Consider the following 12,761-nt stretch of genomic DNA (forward strand, 5'->3'; position numbering starts at 1 on the left):
TCTAGTCGCCTCTTTGCTCCTTTTCACCAACCGGAGCTCTCTAAAAAAGATTCTTCTAAACTACTCTTCTTGTCATATGGTTTTTTAAAACTTTTATCTCATTGATAATGGTATAATACCATTTAAAAATTTTCCTGTCAAATCTTTTTTTATTTTTCATCTGGAAGGCTGATTTTTTCAAGGATTCCATTTAATTTTGCAATGGCTATCCCATAATTAGTCATAGGAATGCCAGCCTCCTTGGCCTTTGCTACCCTAGATAAAACATGGGTCCTATTAAACATACATGAGCCACAAGCTATAATTAGGTCATATTTTTCATAGGCTATTGGATCATTTCCCCTAGCAAAATCTATATTTATATCTGGGTGAGTTCTCTTTATAAGCTTTGGAATCTTCACACTTCCTATGTCTTCATCTACCGGAGGATGACTGCAGGCTTCGGCAATTATAATATTTTTTATATCCCCATCCAAAACCTTAGCTGATTCTACAAAATATTCCAAATCCCCCTTAAAGGCTGAAAATAAAACTGAAAAGCTTGTAAGTTTTACATCGCTTGGTTTTTTCTCGTAGACTTCCTTAAAGGCCTGGCTGTCGGTAATTATTAAGTCAATTTTATTTAGGCTCTTAATAGTTGTTTCAAAATTAGAAAGGTCAGTGCAAATAGCACTTGCCCCCTTGTCGATAATTTCCCTGATAGTCATCACCTGTGGTTTTATAAGCCTATCCTTTGGTGCTGCCGCATCTTGGGGCATGACAAGGACTACCATGTCACCTTTTTTGACCAAGTTTTTGGTAATAGTGAGGTCTTCTTTTTTGTAAAGGGCTTTTATTTTAGAAAAAATTTCATCCCTTGATTTTGTAGATGCAAGGTCTACGCCGATTGGATTTTTTCCTGCAAAAGCTTTTAGGATTTGACTTCCTTCGCCAGTATCAACCTTCATTGCCATGTAGATTACCGGTTTGTCTTTGAATTTTGGGATGATTTCTAAATCATCTCCAGAACTTAAAACATAAAGAAAAACATCCACCTTGTCTATTTCTGCCAGAGTTTTTTCGTATCTTTCCTTGCCAAGCTGAGTTTCATCTGCAGTTCCTGCCGTATCTATAAAGACAACTGGCCCAAAATCAGTTATTTCCATCGCCTTTCTGATTGGGTCTGTAGTTGTGCCCTCAATCGGAGAAACTATGGCAGCATCTTGCCCTGTTAGGTAGTTTAACAGGGTAGATTTGCCTGAGTTGGTCTTACCAAAAATCCCTATATAGACTCTTTCGCTAAGGCTTGTCTTAGATATAGATGTCACGTTGACCTTCCTCAACACGTTTGATATTTTCCCTAGTATTCTCCCTCACTTCTGGATTTGGGATATTTTCTAGTTCTCTTTTTATTAGCATATCAGCATTTGCTACAGTTTTTTCACTTGCGTAGTCAACAGCGTATTCTTTTAGGGTCACAAGGGCGTTTGGATGGCAGATATTGCCTATACCATGTTTTTTGACCATGCCCATGAAGACTTCACCTGTCCTACCCTTCCTATAGCAGGCTGTGCAGAAGGATGGAACGTGATCTTTTTCGATTAGCCAGTTTACAACCTCATCAAGAGTCCTGTTGTCAGCTAGTTCAAATTGGTCACTTCCCTTGGTTTCATGTTCTGTATAGCCACCAACAGATGTCTTTGATCCACCAGAAAGTTGGCTAATTCCTAATTCTAAGAGCCTATTTCTCATAGCTTCTGACTCACGGGTTGAGACAATCATGCCTGTATATGGGACAGAAATCCTGATGCAGGCAACAAGTTTTGCAAACATATCATCTGATAGGGAGTTGTCAAAATCATCTGGGTCGATATCGTCAGCTGGTTGGATTCTTGGCACAGAAATTGTGTGAGGTCCAACATTAAAACGAGCTTCCATGTGCTCAGCGTGCATGAGTTGGCCAATAAATTCGTATTCATAAGAATCAAGTCCGTAAAGCACTCCCATGCCCACGTCATCAATGCCACCTTCCATAGCCCTGTCCATGGCTTCTGTGTGGTAGGCATAATTTGATTTTGGACCAAACTTGTGGAGGGCTTCGTAGTTTTCCTTGTTGTAGGTTTCTTGGAAGAGGATATAGGTACCAATCTCAGCTTCTTTTAATTTCCTATAATTTTCTACAGTTGTAGCTGCGATATTAACATTTACACGCCTAATTGCCCCGTTTTTGTGTTTGATATTATAAATTGTATGGATAGACTCAAGTATGTAGTCAATTGGGTTATTTATTGGGTCTTCTCCAGCTTCAAGGGCTAGTCTCTTGTGGCCTTGGTCTTGGAGGGCAATTACCTGCTCTTTGATTTCTTCTTGGCTTAGTTTTTTCCTTGGAATGCTCCTATTTTGACCATGGTATGGACAATATACACAACCATTTACACAATAATTTGACAAATAAAGGGGTGCAAAGAGCACAATCCTATTAGCGTAAAATTTGTGTTTTAAGTCCTTGGCAAGTTTAAATATTTCCTCATTTAGGTCATCTTCCTTGCAGGATAAAAGCACAAAAGCTTCCCTGTGGCTAAGGCCCTTGGCCTTTCTAGCCTTTTCTAGAAGCTCTGTGATTAATTTTCTATTGTGAGCGTTCTCCCTGCCGTAGGCAAGGGTCTCTAAAATTTCTTCGTGATTTATAAATTCTTCTGCATGTGTACTTGCAGGATCGTATTTTGTCATTCTTTCCTTCTTTCTTTTCTATGTCCATTTATAATTATAATACTTTTTTGGTCAAATTTAAAATAAAATCAGAAAAAAATTAGATTTATTCTAATGAAGTCAATAAAGAATCTTTATAAAATAAGGTATAATAATTACGTTATCATCTGCCCACAGGGTGGGAGGAGGTGATTTCATGCAGACATTAATAGCAATCATCGTTGCTGTCGTAGCAAATGTAGTTGGTCACTTAATTTGCAAATGGCTAGACAGTAATTTGCAAGATGATACTTAGCATAAAAAGAAGACGAGCCCCACGCTCGTCTTCTTTTCGGTCATACCATGCAATATTAATAGCAATCATGGTTATTATCATTATACCTATCAATCTTATATTTTCAATTCCTTATTAATTTGAAAAGACGAGTTGGGACTCGCCTTTTCTTGATTCTATGAAAGTGTTCAACTTCATGTGGACATCATACCTCTTAATCTATGTCATTAAATATAGGTTTAATTATCATTTCCCAAAATCAGATACATCTCCCCTATCGTCCACAACCTGATAGCCAAAGGATGCGATTTCTTTTTCGAGCTGTTTTTTTGCCTCTGCTGCTTCAAGACCTGTGTTCAACTTGTTATCGTAAAGGTTGTAGGCTTTTTTGGCTTCCTTAGGACTTAAGTTTGGCATCAACACATTAGCTCCTGCCTTTAAGCCTAATTCCCTGCCCTTAGGATTTACTGTTCCTAGGGCTGTAGTTGCTGGGATTAAGGCGTAGGGGAAAACTATCCTCAATATGGCAACAAGCCTTAGAGTTTTTGTAAAAGACCCATTTTTAAAATCCATGAAGGGCGTATCATGGCTTACTAGGTATGGTCCAATCCCTACCATGTCTGGCTCCAGTTCTTCAAGAAATCTGATATCTGCAATCAAATCCTCTGTCTTTTGGTAGGGACTTTCAACCATAAACCCACCCCCAACTTGGTAGCCAATTTTTTTGAGATTATAAAGACATTCTTGCCTATTTTTTAATTTCATTTCTTTTGGATGAAGCTTATCGTAATGGGCAGGATTTGAACTTTCTTCCCTTAGTAAATACCTATCAGCCCCTGCATCAAAAAAGGCCTTGTAGTCTTCATAAGATCTTTCTCCCAAAGAAAGGGTAATCGCCACATCTGGGTAGGCTTCCTTGATAGATTTTAAGACATCAACCATAAAGTCTTGGCTAAACTTAGGATCTTCCCCACCTTGCATGACAAAGGTCCTAAAACCAAGCTCATAACCAAAGCGAGCTGAATTTAATATTTCTTCCTTGCCGAGCCTATAACGATTCACATGGGTATTAGATTTTCTTATTCCACAGTAGTAGCAATCATTTTTACAAATGTTAGAAACCTCGATTAAGCCTCTGAGGTAGACCTTATTGCCGTAAACTTGCCTACGAATTACATCAGCCCTTTGAGCTAAAATATCAGTCATCGCCTCATCTTCTATCCATTTTTTTAGAGTTTTGTCATCTATGTGGTTGATTTCTCTTTTTCTCATATGACCCTCTTCTTGGTAAAAAAATTAGGAGGTCATAGGACCTCCATCGGGTTTGGTAAAATAAATTCATCTATAATATACCCAAAACTTCCCTTTTTGCAATATTATTTTTCATTTCTTAGCAAATTATAGGGAAATTTATAGGAACGAGGTCTTGGCAGGTAGGTTTTTATAGGATTTTCAAGTTTGGCTTCTAGGTCATCTTGCCAGCCTTTTAATATCTTAAGTCTCTCTTCCCTTTCAGGTGTTTTTGCTATATTTCTCAAAGCCTCTCTCTCATCTAGGCCAAGATACCTACCCTTGATCAAATTATTAAGAAGGATTATTAGCTTCTCGTATTCATCAATTTCACGTTTTTTAAGATAAGCTATAATAAAGTCTTCATCCCTCTTGCTTACATTTCTCTTGCCATGGTAGGAAGAAATTTCACCTGTTACAAAACCATGACCAAGGGCAATCCTTGCTGGATAGAAATAAGCCTCAAACCTCAAAATCCTATATCCTTCCATCATATGGGCCATATCCCTATATCCATAACCCTTGCCTAGGTCATGAAGACAACCAACTGCATAGGCTATTTCAGGATCCAAGCCAAGCTCTCTGGCAATTTTTTCGCTGGTTTTGCCAATTATGTGGCTGTGAATTATCCATTCGCCCGGACTTTTTTTAAAAGCCTCGTCCAACATATTTCTTACCTTGTCTTTGTTTGGTATATTCCCAAATCCTTCCTTATACATAGTCCACCATCCCGTATGCATGATCAATTTCCGACCCAATTTTAAAATCTACTTGCTTTTCACTCTTTTTATAAAAAAGTCCAACTTTTTGCTCAGACCTTATCTGATTTTTGTAAATCATTTTTACATAAGAAATCCTGCCCTCATCAAGTCCAGATATTTCCTTGATATAATCAAAGTAAACCCCGTTGTTTACATGGTGGTTTCCATCATAGTCTGCCCTTCTAATGGCAATTTCTTTTACCTTTTCGTAAACATCTGGCTTTTTATAAGCTCTTCCGGAGTAGGTTTCAGCACTTTGCCCATAGGCCTCTAATACTTTACTATCAATTATTCCTGCCCTTTGTTTTTCTTTGTCAAAAAGGATAAAGGTCGCCTTGGCTTTTGCAAAAATCTCCCCATCTTTTTTTACCAAAAAATTCCTGTAGGCATAAAACCTCTTCATGTGAGTGGGAATAGTTGTAATTTCAATATTAAATCCTTCTCTAATTTGCTTTATAATTTCAATATCCCAACTATAAAGTAGCCAAGTTTTGTCATCCATCTCAGCTAGGTCTTTTTCGACTTCCCTAGCTTGGCCAAAGGCAAGATCGACCATCAAACCTGTAAGGCTTCTGAGGGTAATTATTCCATTTTCATTTGTAAACATAGACCTAACCTTGTAGGTTTTTGTATAATCCATAGGTCTCCTAACAAAAAAGGGCAGCAACCTGCCCTCTTTCCTATTTAATCTCTTTCAATAACTCTGCCAAGGCCTTTAGGAATTGTTGGTCCTTTTTAAAGTTATTATTATTCAAATCTAATTCTTGATTTTTATTTTCAACTTCTATATCTGGTTTAACACCAATTTTATTAATTTTATTGCCATTTGGAGTTTTATATTCACTAATTGTAATCTTAGCTCCTGCGCCATTTTCAAGTGGGAACAATTTTTGTACTATACCCTTGCCGAAAGATTTGGTTCCGACAATCTTAGCCCTGCCCCTATCCTTAAAGGCTCCAGCTAAAATTTCAGAAGCAGATGCTGAATTTTCATTAATAAGGACTGTCATTGGTATATCATCCTTATTGGAATCAGATTTTTCTGTAATTACATTGCCGTTTTTATCTTCAGTAGTAACTATGACTCCTTCATCAAGGAAGGTATCGGCAATGTCAAGGCACACATCAAGGGCTCCTCCTGGATTGTTACGCAAATCAAGGACCATCCCTTCTATATCTGAATTTTTAAGTTTAGAATATTTCTCCTTAAAGTCATCCCAAGTTATGTCATCAAAAGCAGAAAGCCTTAGGTAACCAATCTTTTTACCGGAAATATTGAGAGTCTTTGTATAAACTGTATCGACAGTCACATCACGTCTTTCGACAAGCATAGGAATTAACTCACCCTCAGGCTTATCTTCGCTCACCCTTAAAACTTCAATTTTTACTTTAGTGCCTGGCTCCCCTCTAATCAAGGCTACAGCCTTATCAAGTTGGGTGGCATCAAAAACATTTCCCTCTACACTCTTAATAAAGTCGCCTGCCTTCATACCAGCTTCCTTGGCTGGGGAATTTTCAAAAACTTGAACAACCTTAATAAGTCCTTCCTTAGAAGGAGAAACAGTCACACCTATTCCCTTATACCTGCCATCCAAATTCTCCATAAGTTTGCTAAACTCTTCCTTTGGATAATAGGAAGTATAAGGATCGCCAAGGTTGGCAAACATACCCTTAAGGGCGCCATTATAAAGGTCTTCATCCTTATAATCAAAAAGGAAATTCTTATCCAAAAGTCCCTTTAGTGAATCCATCTCGCTAATTAATTCTTTATCTCTAGTAGTCCCACCCTGGCCTAAATCTACATTTGAGCCAAGCATGAAACCAGCAAAACCAATTGCCCCAATAAGAACAACTGACAAAATTACTTTCCCAAATTTTTTCATTAACTAAATCCTTTCCAAATAGGTCCTAAGCCCACTTAAATTAATACATATATTATATCACAAGATAGGTTAAATTGTAATAAAAAATATAAGCCCACCTAAATTAGCTTTTTAAATAGTATTTTAAAAAATTTTGGGTAAGTATCAAATAAGAAACCTTTTACAGATTGGAGAAAAAATGCAAATCACAGAAGTTTACAAAAATATATACCAAGCAATCTTCCCCCTAACAGGAAATCCACTCAAATCAATCAACATCTATGTCATAAAGGCAAATGATTTTGCTATGATAATCGACACCGGCTTTAATAATCCAGAAAATAGGGCCAACATGGAAGAATTGATCCATAGACTAGACCTAAATTTACCAAAAACCAAACTCTTCCTAACCCACCTCCACTCAGATCACGTAGGTCTTGCCAAATGGCTAGAAGATAAGGGGATTGGAGACATTTACATTTCGGAAAAAGACGGAAAAATGGTCGAAAATGGCATAAATAAAGAAGACTTCCAATGGCAAAACATCATAAAAAATGCCCACTTCCAAGGTCTAGGCCCAGAAAATCTAAAAATCGAAGACCACCCTGGCTACAAAAATAGACCAAAGGAAGCTTTTCCCCACACAAAAATCAAACCAGGCTGGGAAATCGCCATAGGAGACTATAACTTTGTCGCCATCGACGAAGAAGGTCACACACCCGGCATGCTAGGCCTGTATGAAAAAGACCACAAAATTTTATTCTGTGGTGACCATATCTTAGGAAAAATCACCCCAAACATAACCTATTGGGGTGATGAATTTGGAGATAGCCTCGGCATTTATTTAAAAAATTTAGAAAAAATCAAAGACCTAGACATAAAACACCTCTACTCCGCCCATAGGTTTTTGGTAGAAGACACCAACGCCAGAATAGACGAACTTATCGCCCACCACAAAGAAAGGCTCACCGACTGCCTACAAATAATAAAAAAATTAAAAAGGGCCAACACAACACAAATCACCCAACAAATGCAATGGGACATCAAAGCCAAAGACTGGAATGATTTTCCAGCCAGCCAAAAATGGTTCGCCGTAGCCGAAGCCGCCGCCCACCTAAAACACCTTGTAAAGCAAGGTAGGATAAAAGAAGAAGTAATAGACGGAGTCGGATTTTATTCCATAATATAAGTCATTAAAATAAAAATCCTGCCTAGGTTAATTTCTTAGACAGGATTTTACTAAAACCAAAGAATTTCGCTCAAAAAATTCACAATCACATATAGATCATGATTTCTATTCATTTTCAACCAGACTATATCAATTATTATGCCTATGCCAACTTAAACTTCTTAACAAAGTCAGCATTGGCCCTAAGGATTTCTTTGTATTCTGTGACCATGTTATAGAATGTAGCCTTTTTAAGACCTGATTCTTCCATAAATTTTTTCGAACTTATTTCTTCCTTTTCCCATTTTTCATAGAGATCTTCCCAATTATCAGGGAATTCTATTTTACTTCTTCCGACATTGGATTTTTTATTTGAATTTATTCTTACAATATTGTTGTTCAAAGCAATTGAATCAAGAATTGTTTTTAAAATTGCCCTATTCATAGGTTGGCCTATCCCATATTTATAAGTCGATTCTATATTACAAACCACCAAAAATTTGCCATTCCTTATAAAATAATCGAGCTCATTTGCTATATCAGTATTGGTTATGCCAAGGGACTTAAGCGAGCCTATCAAAAGAATGTCAGTATCTACCATTTCTTTTTTTATGTTTTCGAGTTCCTTGAAATTCCTATTGTGCTCAATACTGACAATAATTTCTTTTGCATTTTCTCTTATTATTTCAATTACATCTTCAAATACACTTTTCTTTTCACTTGTTTTGCTATAAATATAAATTACCATCCTAAAGCCCTCCTCTTAATCTATCTAAAAATCCAAATTTGAACCCGAGCCTTTTTTCTAATTCTTTCCTATTTATTGTCAGTGATGATGTATCTCTATTTTCTGAAAAATTCGCTTCAAATTCAGGAGGTAAGGAGTTTGCCCAACTAGTAAGCTTCCTCTTTGATGCTGTATCTTTACCTGATTCTATTAGTACTTGACTATATTTGACCTTGAAATTTTTAGCAGAAACTTCCCACATTTTTCTAATACCTTCTATAGCATCTTCTGATATATACTTGGCATTATAAGAAAAGTCATCATTCCATTTAAATTCTCTCACATAAGGAGGCAATTCATATCCATAATCTTTAAATATCTCTATCAAAACTTTTGATGATATATTAGTAATATCTGGATAATAACCATCATCTTTGTTGTCACTTTCAAACATAAAATCTATAATGTCATTGACTTCGTCCAGCATTCTCCTGAGATATTCCCTATAAAGTGCATTTCCCGCCTGTCTTTGGATTTTCCTACCCCTTGCCTGATAGGCCATAGGATCTATGTCTGATTTTAAATTTGTATCATAGCTTAAAAACGGCATTCTTTTTCTTTCTGGTTCTTCCGGGTCTCTTAATCGATTTCCTGCAAAAATAAACAAGGGTTCTTGGGCAAGATTTTTTTTCTCGCAAAGAGAACTATTTTTTATATTTGCTGTAAGTCTTGAATAATATGTTTGATCTATCTCGTCTACAAAAATTGGCATGCCTTTGTATTCTTGGATAATAGGATTTATATCCTTGGTCGGAATAGAATTTGTATCAAAACCGTCAAGGTCTTTTCCTGACATAAGTTTTAATATAAGTTTTGTCATAAAAGTCTTACCAGTGTTGGCTCCCGTAGATGTTATAAGTGTATAAAGCGGCAAGCTTGATGTTGGTATATTTTGAGAATCTGCAACACACCTTAGCTTGGCATGAAATGGTGAAGAAAATAAGATATTTAAGAGTTTATAGTGATTTTCTCTTACCCTTTCTGTATCACCAATAAAGTCTCTTTCATAATTGTCCATGGCATCAAACAAAAGGTCAATATCTTTTTTCACATCTTCCTTATCAGGATTCAAATTTTGTTTCTCACCATTAATGAAAGCTTCTTTAGTATCATAATTAAAGGTAAGGCTTGGATAAGATTTTATTCTTTCCTCTATACTTACTTTCTTCCTCTCAATGACCTTTCTATTATTTATAACTCTATTTAATTTTTCAGGAATAATCAAGACTTTTCCATCCCTGACATCTGGTTTTAGGCCCGCCACAAGTTCCTTGTTTTTCTGATATGTTTTTTCAACTTCAATTGTGTACCTGATATCTTCGTAACTTACTTTGTCCTTTGGTTTTTCTTCAAGAACTATAGCCTCTCTAGTTTTTATAGCTGCTTTTATAAAACCTATGTCATTTTCAGGCTTATTTGTCTTCTTGCAGACGACAACATCTTCTGGAATATCTGCTGACAAGTCCCAAGCCGTTTCAAAATCCCTTAGGTAAGCTTCATATCCTTCTAAGCTATCGTCAACTTCAATATTTTCAAGCTGATTGTTGGACCAAGCAGAACCTGTCATGTTAACAGAGCCTTTTATCACCCTAGTTCTACCATCATCGGACCTTAAAAGGTAAATTTTCCTATGATCAATTAAATACAGTGGACTTCTTATAAGTAAGTCATTTTTGCTCATTCTTTCAACCAAATCATTTTTTTCTCTCACAGCATCTGCAGCAATTTCTGATATTGTCATAGCTTCAGCCAAGGCATAAGCCTCTCCCACAAGCTTGTGAAGGTCATCATCTCTCCTTGACATAAATCTAGCGCCTAAGATTATCTCCCCATAATCAAACATTTTCATTATTTTATCGATAAATTTAATATCATAAGAAAATGTTATTGCTCTTATTTCATCAAAATCACTAAATAAATCATAAATATCTTCATAACTTGTATCAATATATTTTGTATGATAAATCTTGTGTTTATTATCTATATCCTCTCTATTATCACCTTCGATAAGCTTGAGACTTTCCATCTGATTTGCTTCAAATATCGACATCTGATCCATAATTTCCTCCAAAACAGTCTAAAAAATACTTGCTATTTATAGACATTATATTCTGAGTCTATTTATTATTCAACATTTTTAGACTCCATAATCATAAAAAAACTCGCCGCAATTTTCATGCTGGCGAGTTTAAATTTATTTCCAAAAATCTAATCTATTTTCATCAAGTCCAATATGGCTGGATTTAAAGACTGGGTCTTTGTTTTCTTTTCTTTGTTTTTCATAATCTTCTAATGCTTTTATAGCGTATTTTCCTAGGGCGAAGATTGAGAATATATTGATGATTGCCATGATTCCCATGAAGAGGTCTGCAAGGTCCCAGGCGAATTTCATTTCCATTCCTGCTCCTAAAAATATTAGGATGGTGGCTATTATCCTGAAGACTAGCATGAAGTTTTTAGATGGTTCTTTCTTTTTTAGGTAGGCTAGGCATGAATCACAATAATAAAGATTACCCAAAAGAGTTGTAAAAGCGAATAGGGCCAGGCAGATTGTGATAAAGACATAACCAAAATGTCCGACAACAGTTGCTAGGGCCTCTTGGACAAAACCTGCACCAGCGAGATCTTCTGTTGGTGCAACACCTGAAACAAGTGCCATGAAGGCTGTTGCTGTACAAATTATTAGGGTATCTATGAATACTGACACCATTTGTACCAGACCTTGTTTGACAGGATGGCTTACCATTGCACTTGCTGCTGCGTTTGGTGCAGAACCCATACCTGCTTCGTTAGAATAAAGTCCTCTTTTGATTCCTTCTACCATGGCAGAACCAGCCACGCCACCAAAAATCGCTCTGAAGTTAAAGGCATCTTCTACAATCATCTTAATCATTTTTCCAATATTTGAAAAATTAATACCAATCATAAATATAGACATAAGAACATAAATTATTCCCATTATTGGAACGATTATAGATGTGTATTTTATAATCCTCTTACCTCCACCGATGATGCAATAACCTGCAATTATAGCAAGGATACCACCTATAATCCAAGAAGTTTTGCCTTTTTGATAAAAATCATAAACCCTAAAGGAATCTTGGAGGTTAAAAGAGGCAAGCATATTAAAACCAACTGCATAGGTCAAAATTAAAGCTAGAGCAAAAACCACGCCGAGTTTTCTAGATCCTAGACCCTGTTCTATATAATAAGAAGGTCCACCATAGCTTGACCCATCCTTGGCTTTTTTTTTGAAAATTTGTGCTAAAGTCGATTCTATAAAGGCAGATGCCCCACCGATTACAGCGATAATCCACATCCAAAAAACAGCTCCAGGTCCTCCTAGGCAAATAGCGTTTGACACGCCTACGATGTTTCCAGTTCCTACCCTAGATGCAGTAGATACCATTAGGGCCTGAAAACTTGATACATCATCTTTGCCAGCAGGTTTCTCGCCGATAACCTTTATGGCATCTGGCAAAAGACTTAGTTGGATAAAGCCAGTCCTGATTGTAAAATAAAAGCCACAAGCTAAGAGGATAATTATTAAAATTGGATAGTAGAGATATCCGTTGACCGTCGATAAAATATTTTTAAAAATTTCCATACATTCTCCTTTTTATATACAAGCTAACTTAGCTAACTAAGTGCGCTTTTTTATCATCAATGCATATGTGTATCTATACATCATCTTATCACACTAAAGTATCACTTTAATTAATTTACTTTAAATTTATTTTCTTGTCAATTTATTATTATAGAGAGTTATTAATAATCTTTATTTGCTAGGACCTGCTTTTAGGTGAAATTTTTAAGTTTCTAAAGCTGGATTAAACTTGCTAGAGTTTTATCCAGCTTATTTTATATTAAAGATAAAAAAACAAACGCAAGATTACGTTTGTTTTTCCTTTATCCTTAAATTTTCAAATTT

General features: G+C 36.1%; 10 protein-coding genes and 1 other annotated feature (1 of these 11 running past the window's edge). Of the genes, 1 reads left to right on the plus strand and 9 read right to left on the minus strand.

The features are described 5' to 3' along the window. Positions 1-85 (minus strand) — a binding site (T-box leader) (it extends 146 nt beyond the left edge of the window). A 64-nt stretch (positions 86-149) separates the two neighbouring features. The 6 genes from hydF to HMPREF0072_RS00655 form a co-directional block, all read right to left on the minus strand. After that, entirely contained in the window at positions 150-1,307 is a 1,158-nt protein-coding gene (gene hydF, locus HMPREF0072_RS00630; RefSeq protein ID WP_004826747.1) for a [FeFe] hydrogenase H-cluster maturation GTPase HydF, read from the minus strand. Next, on the minus strand, positions 1,291-2,709 hold the full coding sequence (gene hydG / locus HMPREF0072_RS00635; RefSeq protein WP_004826748.1) for a [FeFe] hydrogenase H-cluster radical SAM maturase HydG: 1,419 nt from the start codon (positions 2,707-2,709) through the stop codon (positions 1,291-1,293). The genes hydF and hydG overlap by 17 nt, the downstream gene beginning before the upstream one ends. Positions 2,710-3,208: 499 nt before the next feature. Next, entirely contained in the window at positions 3,209-4,234 is a 1,026-nt protein-coding gene (gene hydE / locus HMPREF0072_RS00640; protein ID WP_004826750.1) for a [FeFe] hydrogenase H-cluster radical SAM maturase HydE, read from the minus strand. Positions 4,235-4,338: 104 nt separating this feature from the next. Further along, a complete protein-coding gene (locus tag HMPREF0072_RS00645) occupies positions 4,339-4,971 on the minus strand; it encodes an HD domain-containing protein (RefSeq protein ID WP_004826751.1) in 633 nt (210 codons plus the stop codon). After that, positions 4,964-5,653 (minus strand): acyl-[acyl-carrier-protein] thioesterase, encoded by a 690-nt coding sequence (locus tag HMPREF0072_RS00650; protein WP_004826752.1) that lies wholly within the window; start codon positions 5,651-5,653, stop codon positions 4,964-4,966. Before HMPREF0072_RS00650 ends, HMPREF0072_RS00645 begins: the two co-directional genes overlap by 8 nt. A gap of 40 nt (positions 5,654-5,693) precedes the next feature. After that, positions 5,694-6,896 carry a S41 family peptidase gene (locus HMPREF0072_RS00655; RefSeq protein ID WP_004826753.1) on the minus strand — a complete coding sequence of 401 codons (1,203 nt, stop codon included), beginning with the start codon at positions 6,894-6,896 and terminating at the stop codon, positions 5,694-5,696. Between the two features lie 178 nt (positions 6,897-7,074). Here HMPREF0072_RS00655 and HMPREF0072_RS00660 point away from each other — a divergent pair, with 178 nt between their 5' ends. Beyond that, on the plus strand, positions 7,075-8,064 hold the full coding sequence (locus HMPREF0072_RS00660) for an MBL fold metallo-hydrolase (protein ID WP_155811850.1): 990 nt from the start codon (positions 7,075-7,077) through the stop codon (positions 8,062-8,064). A 142-nt stretch (positions 8,065-8,206) separates the two neighbouring features. Here the strand turns inward: HMPREF0072_RS00660 and HMPREF0072_RS00665 are convergent, their stop codons facing one another. The 3 genes from HMPREF0072_RS00665 to HMPREF0072_RS00675 form a co-directional block, all read right to left on the minus strand. Continuing rightward, positions 8,207-8,791 carry a hypothetical protein gene (locus HMPREF0072_RS00665; RefSeq protein ID WP_004826755.1) on the minus strand — a complete coding sequence of 195 codons (585 nt, stop codon included), beginning with the start codon at positions 8,789-8,791 and terminating at the stop codon, positions 8,207-8,209. Between the two features lies 1 nt (position 8,792). After that, positions 8,793-10,889: a phospholipase D family protein gene (locus HMPREF0072_RS00670; protein WP_004826756.1), complete on the minus strand. Its 2,097-nt coding sequence runs from the start codon at positions 10,887-10,889 to the stop codon at positions 8,793-8,795. Between the two features lie 135 nt (positions 10,890-11,024). After that, on the minus strand, positions 11,025-12,437 hold the full coding sequence (locus HMPREF0072_RS00675) for an alanine/glycine:cation symporter family protein (protein ID WP_004826757.1): 1,413 nt from the start codon (positions 12,435-12,437) through the stop codon (positions 11,025-11,027). Positions 12,438-12,761 lie beyond the last annotated feature (324 nt).

Origin of the sequence: Anaerococcus lactolyticus ATCC 51172 (assembly GCF_000156575.1) — a bacterium.
Classification (GTDB): domain Bacteria; phylum Bacillota; class Clostridia; order Tissierellales; family Peptoniphilaceae; genus Anaerococcus; species Anaerococcus lactolyticus.

Bases quoted from the DNA above. Each gene is read 5' to 3' on its own strand.
- HMPREF0072_RS00660 (WP_155811850.1), top strand. From the start codon at position 7,075: ATGCAAATCACAGAAGTTTACAAAAATATATACCAAGCAATCTTCCCC.
- HMPREF0072_RS00675 (WP_004826757.1), bottom strand. From the start codon at position 12,437: ATGGAAATTTTTAAAAATATTTTATCGACGGTCAACGGATATCTCTAC.
- hydG (WP_004826748.1), bottom strand. From the start codon at position 2,709: ATGACAAAATACGATCCTGCAAGTACACATGCAGAAGAATTTATAAAT.
- HMPREF0072_RS00645 (WP_004826751.1), bottom strand. From the start codon at position 4,971: ATGTATAAGGAAGGATTTGGGAATATACCAAACAAAGACAAGGTAAGA.
- HMPREF0072_RS00665 (WP_004826755.1), bottom strand. From the start codon at position 8,791: ATGGTAATTTATATTTATAGCAAAACAAGTGAAAAGAAAAGTGTATTT.
- HMPREF0072_RS00670 (WP_004826756.1), bottom strand. From the start codon at position 10,889: ATGGATCAGATGTCGATATTTGAAGCAAATCAGATGGAAAGTCTCAAG.
- HMPREF0072_RS00650 (WP_004826752.1), bottom strand. From the start codon at position 5,653: ATGGATTATACAAAAACCTACAAGGTTAGGTCTATGTTTACAAATGAA.
- hydE (WP_004826750.1), bottom strand. From the start codon at position 4,234: ATGAGAAAAAGAGAAATCAACCACATAGATGACAAAACTCTAAAAAAA.
- HMPREF0072_RS00655 (WP_004826753.1), bottom strand. From the start codon at position 6,896: ATGAAAAAATTTGGGAAAGTAATTTTGTCAGTTGTTCTTATTGGGGCA.